Annotated in this window: 20 protein-coding genes; 8 read left to right on the top strand and 12 right to left on the bottom strand. The window is 72.4% G+C overall.

The window, feature by feature from the left end:
* Positions 1–71 precede the first annotated feature (71 nt).
* The 5 genes from FB470_RS20625 to FB470_RS20605 are packed head-to-tail and all read left to right on the top strand — an operon-like array spanning position 72 to position 4,445.
* Positions 72–488, top strand: a complete 417-nt coding sequence (locus FB470_RS20625) for a DUF485 domain-containing protein (RefSeq protein WP_306993889.1) — start codon at positions 72–74, stop codon at positions 486–488.
* 4 nt (positions 489–492) lie between these two features.
* Positions 493–2,088, top strand: coding sequence for a solute symporter family protein (locus tag FB470_RS20620; RefSeq protein ID WP_306993887.1), 1,596 nt, complete (start codon positions 493–495; stop codon positions 2,086–2,088).
* 12 nt (positions 2,089–2,100) lie between these two features.
* Positions 2,101–3,255, top strand: coding sequence for a type III PLP-dependent enzyme (locus FB470_RS20615; RefSeq protein WP_306993885.1), 1,155 nt, complete (start codon positions 2,101–2,103; stop codon positions 3,253–3,255).
* Positions 3,245–3,625: an adenosylmethionine decarboxylase gene (gene speD / locus FB470_RS20610; protein ID WP_306993883.1), complete on the top strand. Its 381-nt coding sequence runs from the start codon at positions 3,245–3,247 to the stop codon at positions 3,623–3,625. The genes FB470_RS20615 and speD overlap by 11 nt, the downstream gene beginning before the upstream one ends.
* Positions 3,606–4,445 (top strand): spermidine synthase, encoded by an 840-nt coding sequence (locus tag FB470_RS20605; protein ID WP_306993881.1) that lies wholly within the window; start codon positions 3,606–3,608, stop codon positions 4,443–4,445. The genes speD and FB470_RS20605 overlap by 20 nt, the downstream gene beginning before the upstream one ends.
* Positions 4,446–4,505: 60 nt before the next feature.
* On the opposite strand, the gene FB470_RS20600 is transcribed toward FB470_RS20605, so the two are convergent.
* The 7 genes from FB470_RS20600 to FB470_RS20570 all read right to left on the bottom strand — a co-directional run bounded on the left by FB470_RS20600 (position 4,506) and on the right by FB470_RS20570 (position 9,751).
* Complete coding sequence (locus FB470_RS20600) at positions 4,506–4,862, bottom strand: DUF3817 domain-containing protein (protein ID WP_306993879.1); 357 nt, start codon at positions 4,860–4,862, stop codon at positions 4,506–4,508.
* Positions 4,863–4,874: 12 nt separating this feature from the next.
* The gene (locus FB470_RS20595; RefSeq protein ID WP_306993877.1) at positions 4,875–5,276 is read right to left on the bottom strand and encodes a hypothetical protein; all 402 of its coding nucleotides are present in this window, start codon (positions 5,274–5,276) and stop codon (positions 4,875–4,877) included.
* A 23-nt stretch (positions 5,277–5,299) separates the two neighbouring features.
* Entirely contained in the window at positions 5,300–6,193 is an 894-nt protein-coding gene (locus FB470_RS20590) for a lysozyme family protein (protein WP_306993875.1), read from the bottom strand.
* 128 nt (positions 6,194–6,321) lie between these two features.
* Entirely contained in the window at positions 6,322–6,804 is a 483-nt protein-coding gene (locus tag FB470_RS20585) for a helix-turn-helix transcriptional regulator (protein ID WP_306993873.1), read from the bottom strand.
* A 300-nt stretch (positions 6,805–7,104) separates the two neighbouring features.
* The gene (locus FB470_RS20580) at positions 7,105–7,272 is read right to left on the bottom strand and encodes a hypothetical protein (RefSeq protein ID WP_306993871.1); all 168 of its coding nucleotides are present in this window, start codon (positions 7,270–7,272) and stop codon (positions 7,105–7,107) included.
* A gap of 191 nt (positions 7,273–7,463) precedes the next feature.
* A complete protein-coding gene (locus tag FB470_RS20575) occupies positions 7,464–8,606 on the bottom strand; it encodes a CaiB/BaiF CoA transferase family protein (RefSeq protein WP_442320136.1) in 1,143 nt (380 codons plus the stop codon).
* Positions 8,606–9,751 (bottom strand): acyl-CoA dehydrogenase family protein, encoded by a 1,146-nt coding sequence (locus tag FB470_RS20570; RefSeq protein WP_306993869.1) that lies wholly within the window; start codon positions 9,749–9,751, stop codon positions 8,606–8,608. Before FB470_RS20570 ends, FB470_RS20575 begins: the two co-directional genes overlap by 1 nt.
* A gap of 93 nt (positions 9,752–9,844) precedes the next feature.
* On the opposite strand from FB470_RS20570, the gene FB470_RS20565 reads away from it, so the two are divergent.
* Together FB470_RS20565 and FB470_RS20560 are read left to right on the top strand one after the other, a co-directional pair.
* On the top strand, positions 9,845–10,456 hold the full coding sequence (locus tag FB470_RS20565) for a TetR/AcrR family transcriptional regulator (RefSeq protein WP_306993867.1): 612 nt from the start codon (positions 9,845–9,847) through the stop codon (positions 10,454–10,456).
* Positions 10,457–10,664: 208 nt separating this feature from the next.
* Complete coding sequence (locus FB470_RS20560; RefSeq protein ID WP_306993865.1) at positions 10,665–12,275, top strand: succinic semialdehyde dehydrogenase; 1,611 nt, start codon at positions 10,665–10,667, stop codon at positions 12,273–12,275.
* 34 nt (positions 12,276–12,309) lie between these two features.
* Here the strand turns inward: FB470_RS20560 and FB470_RS20555 are convergent, their stop codons facing one another.
* The 4 genes from FB470_RS20555 to FB470_RS20540 all read right to left on the bottom strand — a co-directional run bounded on the left by FB470_RS20555 (position 12,310) and on the right by FB470_RS20540 (position 16,830).
* The gene (locus FB470_RS20555; RefSeq protein ID WP_306993863.1) at positions 12,310–15,324 is read right to left on the bottom strand and encodes a helix-turn-helix transcriptional regulator; all 3,015 of its coding nucleotides are present in this window, start codon (positions 15,322–15,324) and stop codon (positions 12,310–12,312) included.
* A gap of 62 nt (positions 15,325–15,386) precedes the next feature.
* Positions 15,387–15,557 carry a hypothetical protein gene (locus FB470_RS20550; protein WP_306993862.1) on the bottom strand — a complete coding sequence of 57 codons (171 nt, stop codon included), beginning with the start codon at positions 15,555–15,557 and terminating at the stop codon, positions 15,387–15,389.
* A gap of 164 nt (positions 15,558–15,721) precedes the next feature.
* Positions 15,722–15,922, bottom strand: a complete 201-nt coding sequence (locus tag FB470_RS20545) for a DUF397 domain-containing protein (RefSeq protein WP_306993860.1) — start codon at positions 15,920–15,922, stop codon at positions 15,722–15,724.
* A gap of 56 nt (positions 15,923–15,978) precedes the next feature.
* Positions 15,979–16,830: a helix-turn-helix domain-containing protein gene (locus tag FB470_RS20540; protein WP_306993858.1), complete on the bottom strand. Its 852-nt coding sequence runs from the start codon at positions 16,828–16,830 to the stop codon at positions 15,979–15,981.
* Between the two features lie 196 nt (positions 16,831–17,026).
* Between FB470_RS20540 and FB470_RS20535 the strand changes: the two genes are divergently transcribed.
* Positions 17,027–17,392 carry a hypothetical protein gene (locus FB470_RS20535; RefSeq protein WP_306993856.1) on the top strand — a complete coding sequence of 122 codons (366 nt, stop codon included), beginning with the start codon at positions 17,027–17,029 and terminating at the stop codon, positions 17,390–17,392.
* Between the two features lie 18 nt (positions 17,393–17,410).
* Here the strand turns inward: FB470_RS20535 and tesB are convergent, their stop codons facing one another.
* Complete coding sequence (gene tesB / locus FB470_RS20530; protein WP_306993854.1) at positions 17,411–18,340, bottom strand: acyl-CoA thioesterase II; 930 nt, start codon at positions 18,338–18,340, stop codon at positions 17,411–17,413.
* Between the last annotated feature and the right edge of the window lie 17 nt (positions 18,341–18,357).

Raw genomic sequence — 18,357 nt, 5'->3', positions numbered from 1 at the left:
AGGTCGCCGTAGCTAGCATGTGCGCCGCCGAAAAAGTTTCGCCGAGTTCGCACGCTTGCCGGGAGGCAGAGATGCAGAACGTCGCCCCCACCGCTGCGACGCGCAACCCCGTGGAAGACACGGGTCAGATGCGTCCGCTGTTCGGCAACCCCGCCGAGCAGCCGCCCCGCCCGCGCCGCCCGGCGGGTCCCGACTTCGTCGCCATCCAGCGCAGCGAGGAGTTCACCACCCTGCGCGGGCGGTTCCGGCGGTTCGTGTTCCCGATGAGCCTCGCGTTCGTCCTGTGGTACCTCGCCTACGTGCTCCTCGCCGCGTACGCGCACGGCTTCATGAGCATCAAGCTCGTCGGCGAGGTCAACGTGGGGATGGTCCTGGGGATCCTCCAGTTCGTCTCGACCGCCGTGATCACCGCGCTCTACCTGCGGTTCGCGCGGCGCCGGATCGACCCCGAGGTGGACGAGGTCCGCCGCCAGGCAGGAGTGCAGTGACCCGATGAACCACCTTCTCGCCGCGGGCACCACCGCGACCAGCAACCCGGTCCTGAACACGGTCGTCTTCGCGCTCTTCGTGGCGATCACGCTGTTCGTCGTGTACCGCGTGAGCAGCCGGAACTCCTCGCGCTCCGACTACTACGCCGCGGGCAGCGCTTTCACCGGACGGCAGAACGGCATCGCGCTGTCCGGCGACTTCCTCTCCGCGGCGTCGTTCCTGGGCATCGCGGGTGCCATCGCCGTGCACGGCTACGACGGGTTCCTCTACTCGATCGGCTTCCTGGTCGCGTGGCTGGTGGACCTGCTGCTCATCGCCGAGCTGCTGCGCAACACCGGCCGCTTCACGATGGGCGACGTGCTGAGCTTCCGGATGAAGCAGCGGCCGGTGCGCGCCGCCGCCGCGACGTCCACGCTGGTGATCTCGCTGTTCTACATGCTGGCGCAGATGGCCGGCGCCGGTGGCCTGATCGCGCTGCTGCTCGACATCCACGGCGGGTTCGGCCAGGCGCTGATCATCGCGGTGGTGGGCATCGTCATGGTGCTGTACGTGCTGGTGGGCGGCATGAAGGGCACCACCTACGTGCAGATCATCAAGGCCAGCATCCTCATCCTGGCCGCGGTGCTGATGACCGTGTTCCTGTTCGGCAAGTTCGGCTTCAGCGTGTCGAACCTGCTCTCGCAGGCGGCGTACCGCAGCCCGATGGGCGAGAAGCTGCTCGAGCCGGGCGGGCAGTACGGCGCGACCGGCACCACCAAACTGGACTTCGTGTCGCTGGCCGTCGCGCTGATCCTCGGCGCGGCCGCGCTGCCGCACGTGCTGATGCGCTTCTACACCGTGCCGAACTCGCAGGAGGCGCGCCGCTCGGTGGTGTGGGCCACGGCCTGCATGTTCGTGTTCTACCTGTGCACCCTGGTGATCGGGTTCGGCGCGGCGGCCCTGGTCGGCACCGACGAGATCAAGGCCGCGCCCGGTGGCGAGAACTCCGCGGCGCCGCTGCTGGCCCTGCACATCGGCGGCACGGTGCTGCTGGGGATCATCGCGGCGGTGGCGTTCGCGACGATCCTGGCGGTCGTGGCGGGCCTGACGCTCACCGCGTCGGCCTCGTTCGCCCACGACGTGTACGCGAACATCTTCAAGCGCGGGCACGCCGATCCGGCCGACGAGGTGCGGGTCGCCCGGCTCACCGCCGTCGCGATCGGCGTGCTGGCCATCCTCGGCGGCATCCTCGCCAACGGGCAGAACATCGCGTTCCTGGTCGCCCTGGCGTTCGCGGTCGCGGCCTCGGCGAACCTGTCGACGCTGCTGTACTCGCTGTTCTGGAAGCGCTTCAACACCACCGGCACGCTGTGGGCCATCTACGGCGGCCTGGCCGCGTGCCTGGTGCTGGTGATCTTCTCGCCGGTGGTGTCCGGTTCGCCCGACTCGATCATCAAGGGCGTGGACTTCCACTGGTTCCCGCTGAAGAACCCGGGCCTGGTGTCGATCCCGTTCTCGTTCCTGTGCGGGTTCGTCGGCACGCTGGCCGGCAAGGACAAGGCCGACCCGCGCAAGCACGCCGAGATGGAGGTCCGTTCGCTCACCGGGATCGGCTCCTGAGACCCTGCGGGGGTGACCCCAGGGCATGAGCGGATCAGGCGTTTCCTGAACGACCACGAACCGGCCACCCCGTGCCTGGTCGTGGACACCGACACCGTCGCCGCGCGCGTGCGGGAGCTCGTCGCCGGGTTCCCGCACGCGCGGCTGTGTTACGCGGTCAAGGCGAACCCCGAACCGGCGGTGCTGCGCGCGGTGCTCGCGGCGGGCGGCGGGTTCGACGTGGCCGGCCCGGCCGAGATCAGCGCCTGCCTCGCCGCCGGAGCTCCGGCGGCCGCGCTGTCCTACGGCAACACCATCAAGAAGCCGGCCGACATCGCGTTCGCCTCCGACCGGGGTGTGCGGGACTTCACCACGGACGCCCCCGGCGATGTGGCGAACCTGGCCGAGCACGCGCCCGGCGCGTCGGTGTCGGTGCGGATCCTGGTGGACGGCCCGGCGTCGGCGACCCCGTTCGGCCAGAAGTTCGGCTGCGAACCGGACGCGGCGGCCGCGCTGCTGGTGGAGGCGGACCGGCTGGGCCTGGACGCGGCCGGTGTCGCGTTCCACGTCGGGTCCCAGCAGCCGGATCCGGGCGCGTGGGAGCCGGGCATCGCGGCCGCGGCCAAGATCTTCGCCGCCTGCGCCGCGCAGGGTGTGCGGTTGCGGCGGCTCAACATCGGCGGCGGCTTCGGTGTCGCCTACCGTTCACCGGTGCCCTCGCTCGCCGAGTACGCGTCGGCGATCCGGACCGCGGTGCGGGCTCACTTCCCGGACGAACCGGAGATCCTGCTCGAACCGGGCCGGGCCGTGGTCGCCGGGGCCGGGCTGATCCGCACCGAGGTCGTGCTGGTATCACACCGCTTCGGGCGGCGCTGGGTGTACCTCGACGTCGGCCGCTACAACGGGCTGGCCGAGACGGAGAACGAGGCCATCCCCTACCGGCTCGACCCGCTGGGCCGCGACGGCGAGCGGGGCCCCGTCGTGCTCGCCGGACCGACCTGCGATGGTGACGACGTGCTGTACCAGCGCACCCCGTACGAGCTGCCGCTGTCGCTGCGGGCCGGCGACCGGATCGACATCCTCGACACCGGCGCCTACACCGCCAGCTACTCGTCGGTGGCGTTCAACGGGATCCCGCCCCTGCGCACCTACTGTCTGGAAGGAGGACGGCTCGCCGATGACACGTGAGATCGGCGCCTTCGCCGGCCGGCACGTGCTGGCCGAGCTGCGGAGCATCGACCCGGGGTTGCTCGACGATCCGGCGTTCCTGCGCGACGCCCTGCGGACCGCGGTGAGCGAGGCCGGGGCGACGGTGTGCGACGTGGTCGCGCACCGCTTCGAGCCACAGGGGGTGACCGTGCTGGCGCTGCTGGCCGAGTCGCACGCCTCGGTGCACACCTACCCGGAGATCGGGGCGCTGTTCGCCGACGTGTTCACCTGCGGGGACCAGGCGGACCCGGAGGTGGCGGTGCGGCTGCTGGCGGCGGCGCTGGGCACGTCAGCGGTGGAGATGTCGGTGGTCGAGCGTGGGGAGAAGCATGTCACGGCAGATCGTTGAGCCCCTCGGCCCGGGGCTGACCCGGGTGTGGGACGTGTCGGAGGTGCTGTTCGACGAGCACACCGGGTTCCAGCGGATGCTGATCGGCCGGACGTCGCAGGGTGTGTCCCTGTTCTGCGACGACGAGCGGCAGAGCACGGAGGCGAGCCAGCTCGTCTACCACGAGGCGCTGATGGTGCCGGCGATGCTGCTGGCCGCCCAGGTGCGGCGGGTGCTGATCATCGGGTCCAGCGAGGGGGTGGCCAGCCAGCTGGCCGTGGCGTTCGGTGCCGAGGTGGTGGACCACGTCGACATCGACCGGGTGGCGGTGCGGACGTGCGCGTCGCTACTGCCCTACGGGTACACGGCGGCGGAGCTGGACGCGGCCGAGCGGGGCGAGGGCCCGGTGCGGGTGCACTACGAGGACGGGTTCTCGTTCGTGTCGGCGTCGCCGGGCGGGTACGACGTGGTGGTGATCGACCTGCCGGACGAGAACTTCGACGCCGAGGCCCAGCACAACCGGCTGTACGGGGCGGAGTTCCTGAGGCGGTGCGCCGGGCTGCTCGCGCCGGGCGGCGTGGTTTGCTGCCAGGGCGGTTGCCCGACGCTGTGGCGCAACGACACGTTGCGCGTCGCGTGGCGGCGGTTCGGCGAGGTGTTCGCCACGCCGGTGTACTTCGGCTCGGACGAGCACGAGTGGGCGTTCCTGTCCGGCCGGCTGGACCCCGTCCCCGATCCGGTCGGCCTGATGACGTCCCACCTGGCCGGCTTCACGCCGGCGACGCTGGACGCGGCCACCCTGCACGGGTCGACGGTGGTGCCGTTCAGCCTGCGCCACTGATCGCAACCGGTGCCCGGCTGCGCCGGCGCACGGCGCCGCGTCCGGCGAGGGGACAGCTCGTCAGAGCTTGCGGCCCGCCCGGACGCGGTGCGTCACCGCGCGCTCGGCCACGAACGACAGGAACGGGATGGTCCCGGCGAGCAGCACCAGGATCGTGCCCTTGATCGACCACCGGGCCTTCAGCGCGAGGTCCACCGCGAACACCAGGTAGACCATGTAGAACACGCCGTGGGTGACACCCGCCCAGCTCATCATCCCGACGGAGTCGAACCCGTACTTGAGGATGAAGGCCGCCGTCAGCAGCAGCAGCGCGACACCGGTGGCGTAGGCCAGCGCGCGGTAGCGCAGCAGCGGCCCCCGCAGGACCGGCGTGGCCTTCGTGGCCGGGGCGCCTTCGCGTTCGTCGGTGTCCACCATCGATCTGCCTTTCTAGCTCTCGCGCTGCTGGTCACGAGCGTGCAGCTCGGCCAGGTACCGGTTGTAGGCGGCGAGCTCCTCGTCGCCGTCGTCGATCGGGACGCGGCGCGGGACCGGCGGCCGCGGCGCGGGCACCGAGCTCACCGGCTTGCCGCCCCACTCCGCGCGCTGCCCCGACTCGGCGGCGTCCTCCTCGGCGGCCTCCCGGCGCAGCTTCACGATCCGCCACACCATGAACGCCGGGAACACCCCGAACAGCGGCCACTGCAGCACGTACCCCAGGTTCTGGAACGTGCCGCTCGCCGATTCGAACCGGTTCCACTGCCACCAGGCCAGCCCGCAGCACACCGCGAACGCGGCGACACACAGGACGCCGATCGCGATGCGGCGCGGCGTGAACAAACCCGTGGGCACCCCACGACGCTAGCACTCGCGGGTCAGGAGACCTTGACGACCTGGGCGGCCTTGGCGTAGGCGTCGGCCAGGCCGAACACCTTCTGCGCGTAGTCGACCGAGTTGTTGTAGGACAAGATCCCGGCCCACCAGCCGCTCGCGGTGGCCATGTCCCGGCCTCCGGTGCACAGGTACTTCGCCGCGGCGAGCGCGGCGGCGTCGATCTGCTGCGGGTTGTACCCGCCGCCGTAGCGGGCCCAGGTGCTGGGCAGGAACTGCATCGGCCCGACCGCCCGGTCGTAGGCCGGGTCCCCGTCGAACCGGCCGCCGTCGCTGTCGCCGATGGCGCGGACGCCGGGCGAGCCGTCCAGCGGGACGCCGACGATCGCCTTCGACGGCAGCCCGTTGGCCTGCAGCACGGCGCCGCCGTACTGGCCGTGGTTGGACTCCACGCGCCCGATGCCGGCGAGCGTGGCCCACGAGATGCGGCACTTCGGCTGGGTGGCGCGGATCTCGAGCTCGGCGTTGCCGTACGCGACGAGCGCGCGGGCCGGGATGCCGGTGACGTCGGCCACCTGGTCCGCCCACTTCGACAGCAGGTCCGCACCACCACCGGACTGCTGCGGCTGGGCCTGCGGCCTGGTCTGGGCCACCGGCGTGCCCTCGACGGTCGCGTTGACCGGCGCGGCCGTGCCGGGTTCGACCTGGGCGGCCGCGTTGTCGAGGTCCGGGATCTCGGTGGTGGTCGCGGTCGGGCCGGGCCGGGTGACCGCGCTGGTCGACCAGATCCCGCCGGCCGCCGCGGCCAGCACGGCCACCACCACCGCGAGCCGGCCGAGCACCGCCGGGGCGATCCGCCGGCGGGCGGACCGCGCGTCGGCGGTGTCGTCCTCGGTGGACACGTCCGCAGGGTCGTGCTCGATCTGCTCCGTGTCCAAGGACCTTGCCTCCCACCGACGTCGCGCCTGACGGCGCCGACGATAGGTGCGTGGGCGTCAAGCGAGCGCTAACCGTGCCTCACCTGACCAACGAGGCCGCGTTTCCTGACGTTACGCGGCCACGACGGTCAGCCGGCGCGCTGCTGCCTCGCGAGCCGGGCCACGCACCACGCCGGGGCACTGCCGCGGCGCAGGTGCTGCAGGACGGTCATCGGGCCGAGACGGCGGGACAGGTCCGACGGCGTGAGCCCCGCCAGCCGGTAGTCCAGCGCCCGCTGGTCGATCGGGCTGATGCCCGCGTCCCACCAGGCCTTGGCCTCCTCCAGGTCGCCGATCATCTGCCACCAGCCGGCGGCGGCGACCAGCAGCTCCAGCGGAACCTCGGGGAGCCGCTCGCGCATGGCGTCCAGGTAGTCCGGATCGGCCGACTCCACCGGCTTCCACGTGCGCGTGCCGGCGCGCTCGCGCTGGCCGGGAATCCCTGGTGGTTGCTGCGGCAGTTCGGCGAGCCAGGCGGAGGCGATCCGGTCGGCCTCCATTTCCTCGGGCGTGCGCTCGAGCTCGGACGCCCACTGGCGAATCACCGCATCCACCCCGGGATCTCCGGTCATCCCTGCCTCCTCGTGCCCCAACTGAAAGCCACCACGGCGATGATCGAAGCGATTGACCGTTTCGCCGGCGAGAACCGGCTGGTCACGCAATGTGAGCACCGTAGGGGGAATTCGGGCCGTCGCGCCAGAGGTTCCGGGCAAGGATTTCGACGACCAGCGCGTTAATCCCGCCAATCCACCCAGATGGTCGAACAGTGCCGCTCAGATGCGGAGAATCATGACGGAACGTAGCGACTGCGGGAACGCGCACGGCCACGGCCGGCACCGCGCACGGGCGGTGCCGGCCGTGGCCGGATGGGGTCAGGAGAAGAGGCTGCGGACGAACGTGACGATGGCTTCCGCGCCGTCGCGCAGCCAGCCGAGCGCGTCGCGCACCACCGCGGCGGATTCGGTCGGTCGCGTGATCAGGAAGAACAGGACGAGCGCGACAACGGCCACGATGACGATCTTCTTGGTGTTCGCCGACATGGTCTCGTTCCCCTCGCTCCGCTGCGCTCGCGGTATGCCACGAGCCGTTCTGCCCCGCAAGCCCCCGATCAACGGCAATCCTGCCGTCACCGGGACGTTTTCGACACCCCTTCACACGGATGGCTGGACGCGGTGACGCTGCGTGCCCAGTTCGGGCTCCGTCCCACTCTAAACGATCTGCGCCGCGAACGTCAGGAGGCGATCACCCCCGCCGCGCGGAGCGCCGCCACCCCGTCCGGGTCGTACCCCAATTCGGCGAGGACATCCTCGGTGTCCGCCCCCTTTTCGTGGGGTGGCTCCGGTGTCGCGGGCGGCGTCCGGTCGAAGCGGGGCGCCGGCGCGGGCTGGACGACTCCGCCGATCTCGACGAACGTGCCCCGCGCGGCATTGTGCGGGTGCGCGGCCGCCTCCCACGGGCTGAGCACCGGTGTCAGGCACGCGTCCGTGCCCTCGGCGCGCGCCACCAGCTCGTCCCGCGTGTGCTTGCCGATCGCCTCGGCCAGGATCTCCCGCAGCCGCGGCCACGAGTTCCCGTCGACGTGCGTCGGCAGCTCGGCCGGGTCCAGGTCGAGCACCTTGACGAGGTCGCCCCAGAACCGCATCTCGATCGCCCCGACGGCGACGTACCTGCCGTCCGCGGTCTCGTAGGTGTCGTAGAACGGCGCCCCGCCGTCGAGGACGTTGCCGCCCCGCTCGTTGGGCCACATCCCGGCCGAGCGCATCCCGAACAGCTGCGTCATCAGCAGGGCCGCGCCGTCGACCATCGCCGCGTCCACGACCTGCCCCTGGCCGGACGTGGTGCGCTCGTGCAGCGCGGCCAGGACGCCCAGCGCGAGCAGCATGCCGCCGCCGGCGAAGTCGCCGACCAGGTTGAGCGGCGGCACCGGTCGCTCCCCCGCCCGCCCGATCGGTTCGAGCGCGCCCGCCACGCTGAGGTAGTTGATGTCGTGCCCGGCCGCCGACGCCAGCGGCCCGTCCTGGCCCCAGCCGGTCACCCGGCCGTAGATCAGGCGCGGGTTGCGCGCCCGCACCTGCTCCGGCCCCAGCCCCATCCGCTCGGCGACGCCCGGCCGGAAGCCCTCGATGAACACGTCCGCGCGTTCGGCGAGCCGCAGCACGACCTCGACGCCGTCGGGGTTCTTGGTGTCCACGCCGATCGTGCGGCGCCCGCGCATCAGCGGATCGGCGGGGACGCCGAGGACGTCGGCCCCCGGCTTGGCCCGGTCGACACGCACCACGTCGGCGCCCAGGTCGGCCAGCAGGGTGCCGGCGAACGGCGCCGGGGCCAGGCCGGCCAGCTCGACGACCCGCAGACCGCTCAGTGGTCCCGCCATCAGAGCGTCCGCGAGATGACTTCGCGCATGATCTCGCTGGTCCCGCCGAAGATGCGGGAGATGCGCAGATCGGTCCACGCGCGCGCGATCGGGTACTCGGTCATGTAGCCGTAGCCGCCGTGCAGCTGGACGCAGTCGTCGACGACCTTGTTGGCCCGCTCGGTGGTCCACAGCTTGACCATCGCCGCGCCCTGCACGTCCAGCTCACCCTTGAGGTGCCGCTCGATGCACTGGTCGAGGAAGGCACGCGCGACCGCGGCCTCGGTGGCCGCGTCGGCGAGCTTGAACTTGCTGTTCTGGAAGTTGTAGACCGGGCGGCCGAACGCGGTGCGGCCCTTGGTGTACTCGATGGTGAGGTCGATCGCGGCCTCCATGCCGGCGACCGCGGTGACCGCGATGATCAGCCGCTCCTGCGGGAGCTGCTGCATCATCTGGATGAAGCCCTGCCCCTCCTCGCCGAGCAGGTTCGCCGCGGGCACGCGCACGTCGTCGAAGAACAGCTCGGCGGTGTCCTGGCCCTTGAGGCCGACCTTGTCGAGCACGCGGCCGCGGCGGAAGCCCTCGCGGCTGGTCTCGGCGACGATCAGCGACACCCCGGCCGCGCCCGCGTCCGGGTCGGTCTTGCAGGCCAGCACGACCAGGTCGGCCATGCCGCCGTTGCTGATGAAGGTCTTGGCGCCGTTGATGACGTACTCGTCGCCCTCGCGCACCGCGCGGGTCTTGATGCCCTGCAGGTCGGAGCCGGTGCCCGGCTCGGTCATGCCGATCGCACCGACCCATTCGCCGCTGGCGAGCTTGGGCAGCCACTCCTTCTTCTTCTCTTCGGTGGCGTAGTTGAGCAGGTAGTGCGCCACGATCCCGTTGTGGACGGACACGCCCCACGAACCGTCGCCGCTTTTGGCCTGCTCCTCGTACAGCACGGCTTCGTGGGCGAACGTGCCGCCACCGCCGCCGTACTCCTCCGGGATGGAGATCGCGAGCAGCCCGACCTCGCCCGCCTTCGTCCACAGCTCGCGGTCGACGGACTTCTGCTCGTTCCACCGCTCCTGGTGCGGCACGAGCTCCTTCTGGCAGAACGAGCGGGCCAGCTCGCGGAACTCGCCCAGGTCCTGCGCCCAGGGGCTCTTCGGTGCGGGCAACGGCATCGGTGACCTCCAGCGGGTGGAAAACATGACGGTCGGAATGTAAGTTCCGGCTGGAATGTACATCCGGCACCAGCGCCGGTAAAGGGAGGCGACGTGACCGCGCGGGGGCACCGCACGCAGGCCGAGCGCCGGGAGCAGACCCGGACGGCCCTGCTCGACGCGACCATCGAGTGCCTGGTCGAACTCGGTTACGCCCGCACGTCGGTGCAGGAAATCTGCGCCCGCGCCGGGGTGTCGAAGGGCGCGGCGCAGCACCACTTCGCGGACAAGGCCGATCTGATGGCGGCCGCTGTGGCGCATCTCACGACACGGCGCATGGCGGCGCTGGCGGAGTCCTTCGCGGACCTGCCGCGCGGCGAGGCGGCCATCCCCGCGGCGATCGACCTGTTGTGGGCCGGGTATTCGGGCACCCTCGCCACGGCGGCGACCGAGCTGTGGATCGCGGCCCGGACGGATCCCGCACTGCGGGCGGCGATCCGGCCGGTCGACCGCGCGCTGGGGCGCGAGACGCTCGCGCAGATCAAGACCATCGCACCGGAACTGCCCCGCGAGCGCCTGGAGACGTTGTTCTGGCTGACGGTGAACTTCACCCGCGGCCTCGCGCTGGACGCCGAGCTGGGCGGCGCGCCCGCGCGGCGGAAGCAGCTGCTGGAGGAGTGGAAGCGGTTGGCACTGGCCGCCTACCGGGGTGACATCGAGGGCTGAGCCCAGGTCGACGCGGCTTTCTCCCGGCGCATCGGATCCCGCGCCGGACGCGGGCGGCGGCCGGCCCGGCCCTCGCCCGGGCCGGCCGCTCACTTGGTGAGACGCACGGATCTCCGGGTGTGACGTTCGCGAACGGAAAGGGTGCGCGGTCATACCGCCGGTATGCTGTACTCGCCGGTAACGTTGCCGACCACCGTCAGGAGGGCCGATGACCAGCACCACCGCGTCCACGGACGAGGCGTCCCCGGGGCCGGGCACCGTCGGCGGCATCGTCGGTGCGCCGACCGCCGCCCGGGCCGCCCACCTCGCCCGTCGCGCCGAGGGCGGGCAGGACTCCGCGCCGGTCGAGATCACCGCGCCGTTCACCGGCCTGCCGACCGCGACCCTGCCGCAGGCCACCGACGCCGACGTCCGCGCGGTGTTCCGGCAGGCCCGCGAGGCGCAGCAGGCGTGGGCCGCGCGCCCGGCCACCGAGCGGCAGCGCGTGCTCAAGCGGCTGGGCGACCTCGTCCTCCGCCGCCAGGAGGAGATCCTGAACCTGGTGCAGATCGAAGCGGGCAAGGCGCGCATCGACGCGTTCGACGAGGTCAGCGCCACCGCGCTGGTCGCCGGGTACTACGGCAGGCACAGCGCGAAGTTCCTCGGCGCGCGCCGGGCCGCCGGGGTCATCCCGATCGCGACGAAGGCCGGCGAGATCCGGCACCCGAAGGGCGTCGTCGGCGTGATCTCGCCGTGGAACTACCCGCTCGCCCTCACCGCGATGGACGTGCTTCCCGCTCTCGCCGCCGGCAACGCCGTCGTGCAGAAACCGGACAACCAGACCGCGTTGTCCGCGCTGTGGCTGCACGAACTCGCCGCCGAGGCCGGCCTGCCCGCCGGGGTGTGGCGGATCGTGCTGGGGCGGGGTTCGCGCATCGGCGACGCGATCGTCGAGGAGTCGGACTACCTGTGCTTCACCGGGTCCACCCCCACCGGCAAGGCGCTCGCGGAGAAGGTCGCCGGCCGGCTCACCGGGTACTCGCTGGAGCTGGGCGGCAAGAACCCGATGATCGTGCTGCCGGACGCGCCCGTCGCCAAGGCCGCGGCCGGGGCGGTGACCGCGTGCTTCTCGTCGGCGGGGCAGCTGTGCGTGTCGGTCGAGCGGATCTACGTGCACGAGAACATCCGCGAAGAGTTCACGAAGGCGTTCGTGGCGAAGACGCGGGCGCTGAAGCTGGGCGCGGAACTCGGGTACGGCGCGGACATGGGCTCACTGACCAATGCCGCGCAGCTGGCCGCGGTGAGTGCGCACGTCGAGGACGCGCGCGCCAAGGGCGCCACGGTGCTGACCGGTGGGCGGGCCCGGCCCGATCTGGGGCCGCTGTTCTACGAGCCGACGGTGCTGACGGATGTCGGCGAGGACGTGAAGCTGTACCGCGAGGAGACGTTCGGGCCGGTGGTCGCGATCTACGGCTACACGGACCTGGACGAGGCGATCGCGCAGGCGAACGACACCGAGTACGGGCTGAACGCGAGCGTGTGGTCCGGGAGCACGGCCGCCGGCTGGGCGGTGGCGTCGCGGCTGAAGGCCGGGACGGTCAACGTGAACGAGGGCTACGCGGCGACGTTCGGGTCGGTCGGGCTGCCCATGGGCGGGATGAAGGAATCCGGCGTCGGGCGGCGCAACGGGCGCGAGGGGCTGCTGAAGTACACCGAGGTGCAGTCGATCGCCGTGCAGCGCGGCGTGCGGCTGCGGCCGCCGCGCGTGGTGCCCGGGAAGATCTGGGCCCGCGGGATGACCGTGGGGCTTCGCGTGCTGGGCAAGGTGCCGGGACGCTGAACCCCGCCCGGGCCTGGCGACCCGCCTTCGGCACTCAGGTGAGCAGGCCGCGGTCGTAGGCGATGGCGACTGCCTCGGCGCGCCGGCTCGCGCCGAGCTTCGCCATGACCCGGGACAGGTGCACGCTGACCGTCTTTTCGCTGATGTAGAGCTCCTCGCCGACCTGTTTGTTCGTCCGGCCCAGGGCCACGCGCTCCAGCACGGCCCGTTCGCGACCGGTGAGTGGGTCGACGACCGGGCGCGGCCGGGGTTCCGGGGCCACGCCGGGGAGGTCGACGCGCGCGCGGCGGGCGACCTCGCGCACCGCGTCGCGCAGGGGTTCGGCTCGCAGGCGCTCGGCGACCTCGTGCGCGGCCAGCAGTTCCTTCGCCGCCAAGCCGGCATCGCCGTGGGAGGCCAGCAGCGCTTCGGCGTGGTGCCACCGGCAGACCGCCTGCTCGTACACCGCGCCGTAGTCGAACGCCGCGACCGCCACCGCCCACAACGACGGGTCGGCCGGACCGTCCAGACCACTGGCCGCCGCCTCCGCGCGGGCGAGCCAGGCCCGGCCCTCCGGACCGAGCGTGCGGGCTCGCGGCTTCCCGTGCGCGCCGGCGTGGCGGACGTGCTCGATCAGCTTCCGCCCCGCCGCGGCCGCCTGGGCGGCCAGACCCTCGTCACCCCGCCGGCGGGCGGTGGCCGCCCACGACGCGGCCGCCTCGACCCCCAGTGCGCCGAGGCGGACGGTCGCGAGCAGGTAGCCCTCGTCGAAGGCCAGCAGGAAGTCGGTGACCTTGTGGACCCAGGCCAGCGCCTGCTGGTACTCCCCCTGCCAGAACGCGAGCTCGGCGCCCGTCGCACCGCTCACGATCGCCGTCAACGGCTCCGCCCGCCAGTGCGGCCGCAGCTCCTCCAGGTACTTCTCGGCCGTCGCGACCCGGCCCCGCGCCACGGCGAACGGCAGCCACGCCGCCGTCATCCGCGCCGCCAGCACGCTGGACACCCCCCGCGCGGGTGCGTTGGTGCTGGCCATCGCGGGCCAGTCGCCGGTGAGGTACCGCAGCGTCAGGTGCCGGGCGCGCATCTCGAGCCCGTAGATGCTCCAGGTCAGCCCGGTCTGCTCCGCGCGCTCGATGCCGCGCTGGTAGATCTCCATCGCCGCGCCGTACTCGCCCAGGTCCTCGTGGCTGAACGCGAGGAAGCACACCGCGCGCAGCCCGACGTTGAGCGAACCGGACTCGACGGCCTTGCGTTCGGCCTCCCGCAGGCGCTCGCGGGCCTCCTCGGGCTCGCCGGCGGAGTCGGCCAGCGCCCCCAGCGTGACCAGGGCGGCGGCCTCCGCGCCGGTGGCACCGACTGCGCGGGCGTCGGCGACCGCGGTGTGCGCGTTCCAGCTGGAGTCCTCGTACTGGCCCGCGTTGCGCAGGATCGCCGCGCGCGTCGCCAGCACCCACGCGCGCGTCTTGCTCGGCTCGCCCTCCGCGACCAGCTCCCACGCCCGGTTGATGGCGGCGCGCGCCTCGTCGAGCGTGCCCTCGGCGTTCAGCAGCACCTCGGCCAGCCGCCGCCACGCCTTCGCCGCCTTCTCGGCCGGCACGTCCGGCCCCAGGTTCTGCACAGCGGACCGGCCGTAGGCGATGGCGCGCTCCGGCTCACCCGAGGTGGCCGCGAAGTAGGACGCCTCCTGCAGCAGCTTCAGCTCGCCGACGTCCGCGGGCCGCTCGGCCTCCGGGACCGCGTCCCAGATCTCCAGCGCCTGCTCGATGTGCCGCAGCGCGGCGCCCGGCGCGCCCAGCCGCTCGGCCTCCTCGGCCGCGCGCAGCAACGCGGGCAGCGCCGTCGTCAGGTCCCGGCTGCGCAGGCTGTGGTACGCCAGCTTCGCGTCGTGGCCGCGGCCCTGGGGCGTGCGCTCGATCCGCGCCGCGTAGGCCCCGTGCATCCGGACCCGCTCCCCCGGCAACAGGTCCGCGTACACCGCCTCCTGCAGCAACGCGTGCCGGAACGTGTAAGCACCGCGCTCGATGACCAGCACGTGGTGGTGCACCGCCTCGCGCAACGCTTCGTCCAGCTCCAGCTCGTCCAGACCGGTGACCTCGGCCAGCGCCGCGTGCGCCACCGAGTCGCCCGCCGCGGAAATGGTCCGGACCACGCGGCGCGCTTCGGGCGAGAGCCGTTCCAGGCGCGCCAGCAGCACCTCGGCCAGCCCCGCCGGGAGATCGCGGCACTCGACCCCGGCGGCCATCAGCTCCTCGGCGAAGAACGGGTTGCCCTCCGACCGCTCCGCGACCCCCGCGAGGATCTCCGGCGACAACGGCCCGTCGGCCAGCGCCTCGACGAACGCCCGCGCCTCGGCGGTGCCGAACGGGCGCAGCTCGACCTGCTCCACCGCGGGCAGCCGCACCATCTCGACCAGCAGCGCCCGCAGCGGGTGCCGCCGGTGCACGTCCTCCTCGCGGTAGCTGGCGACCACCAGCAACCGCTGCGTCCGCAGCCGGTTGAGCAGGAACGACACCAGGTTGCGGCTGGAGGAGTCGGCCCAGTGCAGGTCCTCCAGCACCAGCACGACCGGCCGGTGCGCGGCCACCTGCGTCAGCAGCCCCAGCACCGCGTCGAACAGCTGCAGCTGCCCGAGGTCCTGCTCCTGGCGCACCCGGTAGGGCACGTCCCGCTCGCCGGAGGTGTCCGGCCCCGGGTACTCGCCGTCCGGCGCCGGCGGCATCGCACCCTGCGGCAGCAGCCGCGCCAGCGCCGGGCGCACCCGCACCGCCTCGGCCACCACCGGATCCTCGTCCAGGCTCAGCGGGGCCAGCGCCTCGGCGAAGGGCAGGTACGGCAGACCGCCCTCCCGCACGTCGAGGCACCGGCCGGTGAGCACGAGCGCGCCGCGCGAGGCGGCGTGCTCGGCCAGCTCGGTCAGCAGGCGGGTCTTGCCCACCCCGGCGTCACCCGACACGAGCACCGCACCGGCCTCACCCCGCTCGGCGGCGGCGAAGGCAGCACGCAACCGCCGCATCTCGTCAGTGCGGGCGACCAGTGGGATTCCGGAACCGAGGCGGGGCACGAGGTTCATTCTGTCGTACCCCACCGACAGTTCCGACAGGGTTTTCGCTCCGGGCGGACCACGCCCGCCCCTTACCGGGCCCGGACCAGCTCGGCCGCGCTGGGGCGGCGCTGCTCCGGCACGCGGACCGCGGCCCGTCGGCGGCCGAACCACCGGGGGCCCGGCCGGCCCGCGTTCTCCAGCTGCTCACGGCGGTAGGCCACCTCGGCCAGGACCGCGTCGAACATCAACTCGTTGCGCATCGGGAGTTCCCTCTTCCGGCTCTCTCAGTTCCCCTTGTGAACCTCAGAGTCGTCCTGAGGGCGGTGCCCCGGCATCGGTCGAACACCTCGTCCCGGACGCGAAACGACCCCTTACCCCGCCCCATCCCCTGTGCGGCGGCGTAAGGGGTCGTCCGTTCGGCTGCTCAGGCGCGGTCGAGCGCACCCACGGCGCGCAGCAGTCCACGCCAGCTTTCGGCGGAGACGTGCAGCTCGCCCCCGCCGGGGTTCTTGGAGTCGCGCACGCCGACACCCCCGGCGATCATCGCGACCTCGACGCAGTCGTTCCCGCCGCCGCTGTGGCTGCTCTTGCGCCACACCGGGGTCACCCGCTCCACATGGGACATTTCTCCCCGCTCCTCACTTCCCAATGCTCACGTTCGTACGGCTCACCCGGCAACCCTCATCGGGAAAAACGTTCGGCCGCCGCGGCGATCACCTCGACCGAGTCGTCGGGTTTGAGAGCCGTCGCACGCAAATGATCGAACATCAGGATATAGCGGCGCACATCGGGGGGCAGCTCGAGGAAAAAACCACCCGAAGTGCTGTCCACGTACACGACATCGGGATCGGCCTGCTCCGGGAAACCGAGGATCAGGAACGGTCCCTCCATACCCGGATGGGCGCCCGCGCCGAACGGCACCACCTGAATGGTGACGTGCGGCAGCTGCGCGACGGCCAGCAGCCGGTCGGCCTGGTGCGCCATCACCTCCGGGCCGCCGACCACGCGGTGCAGCACCGCCTCGTCGATGACGGCCCAGTACTCCGGCGGGCTGGGGTCGGTGAGCAGCTGCTGGCGCGCGGTGCGCGCGGCGACCCGGCGCTGGATGTCGGACTCCTCGGCGTCCGGCCGCATGGCGCGGATCACGGCGCGGGCGTACTGCTCGGTCTGCAGCAGGCCCGGCACGAGCAGGGCCTGGAACGCCCGCAGCGAGCTGGCGTCGGCCTCCAGCCCGACGAACGTGCCGGTGAAGACCTCCTTGTAGGCCTGCCACCAGCCCGGTTTGCGGGCCTCGCGGGCGAGCTGGACCAGCGCCTCCCGCTCGTCGCCGGTCATGCCGTACAGCTCGAGCATGTCCCGCGCGTCGCGCGGCGTGACCCCGACGTGCCCGGTTTCGATCCGGCTGATCTTCGACGCCGAGCATTCGAGTTTCTCGGCCACCTCGTCGATGGTGAGATCCGCCGATTCCCGCAGCCGGCGCAGTTCGCTCGCCAGCCGCCGACGGCGAATCGTAGGACCCTGACCCCGGCTCATGTCCGCACCTCCACTCCGGCCCGCGCATTCCCCCCTGGCGGCTCGTGGACAACCCGCTCCATCTAACCAGCCGAATCCGGAAACGGGCCCCGGCCGGCTCACCCCCGTGAGGTATCTTGTGCCATGAGCGGTCTGCAAATTGCAGATTGCCGCGGTAATGTCGCCTCCGCGAACTGAACCACCCCCAGGAGGCGGCGTGCTCGACCGCGACACCATCGTCGGTCCACTGCAGACGTCCGTGCAGCGCAGGCTGGACGATCTCAGCCGATCGGTCGACCTCGCCGACCGCGACCGGGCCGCCGACCTTGCGGTCCGCGAGATCCCCCTCCTCGTCGAGGCGCTGCGCGCCACGCTGGCCACGCACGCGCCCGACGCCCGGGGGCACTGCCCGGTCTGCCGCAGCCGGCGGTCGCGCCTGCTGTTCCGCCGTCGCGGGCGGACGCCGTGCCGGGCCTACCTGGCGGCGCAGCTCAGCCTGGGGCCGGCGATCGAGGACGTGGTGAAGCCGCGGACCAAGCACCTCCGCCGTCGCCGGACGCCGTCGCTGAGCCCGCTGGGCTGATTCCCACCGCGTGCCCGCTCAGGCGCCCGCGCCGTCCTTCGGGAGCACCCGCAGCAGGCCCTCCTGCACCACGGTCGCCAGCAGCCTGCCGTCCTGGCTGAAGAAACGCCCGGTGGCCAGGCCACGCCCGCCGGAGGCGGAGGGCGACTCGCAGTCGTAGAGGAACCACTCGTCGGCGCGGAACGGCCGGTGGAACCACAGCGCGTGGTCCAGGCTCGCGCCCAGCACGCGGTCCAGGTCCCAGTACACCCCGTGGCGGGCCAGCGGCGAGTCGAGCAGCGTCATGTCCGAGGCGTAGGTCAGGACGCAGACGTGCAGCAGCGGGTCGTCGGGCAGGACGCCGTCCGCGCGCATCCACACCTGGTTGCGGTCCGGACGCTCTCCGGTCTGCCAGGTCACCCACGGCGGGTCGTTGACGTAGCGGACGTCGATGGGCCGCGGGCGCATCTGCACCTCCGGCGCCTGCCGCGGGAAGTCCCGCAGGCGCTCGGCGTACGTCGGCAGCGTCTCCGGGTCCGGCACCTCGGGCATCTCGTCCGCGTGCTCCAGCCCCGGTTCGGTCTTCTGGAACGACGCGGACAGCGCGAAGATCGCCTTGCCGTGCTGCACCGCCGTCACCCGCCGCGTGGTGAACGAGCGGCCGTCGCGGATGCGGTCGACCTCGTACACGATCGGGACGCGCGGATCGCCGCCCCGGATGAAGTACGCGTGCAGCGAGTGCACGTGCCGCTCCGGCGGGACGGTGCGGCCGGCCGCGACCAGCGCCTGTCCGGCGACCTGGCCGCCGAACACGCGCACCGGCGAGTGCGGCGGGCTCACCCCGCGGAAGATGTCCTCCTCGATGCGCTCCAGGTCCAGCAGCGCGACGAGGTTGTCGAGCACCTGCTGCCCTCCGGCGCCCTCCTGGGCATCCAGTCCCGCGGCCGCGTCCCGAGCGAGCTCAGTCATGGTCGAAAGCCTACGGG

The sequence above is a fragment of the Amycolatopsis thermophila genome (genome assembly GCF_030814215.1).
In the GTDB taxonomy this organism is placed as follows: domain Bacteria; phylum Actinomycetota; class Actinomycetes; order Mycobacteriales; family Pseudonocardiaceae; genus Amycolatopsis_E; species Amycolatopsis_E thermophila.
Note: the sequence above shows the minus strand (reverse complement) of the source record. Positions and strands in the feature narration are given on the sequence as shown.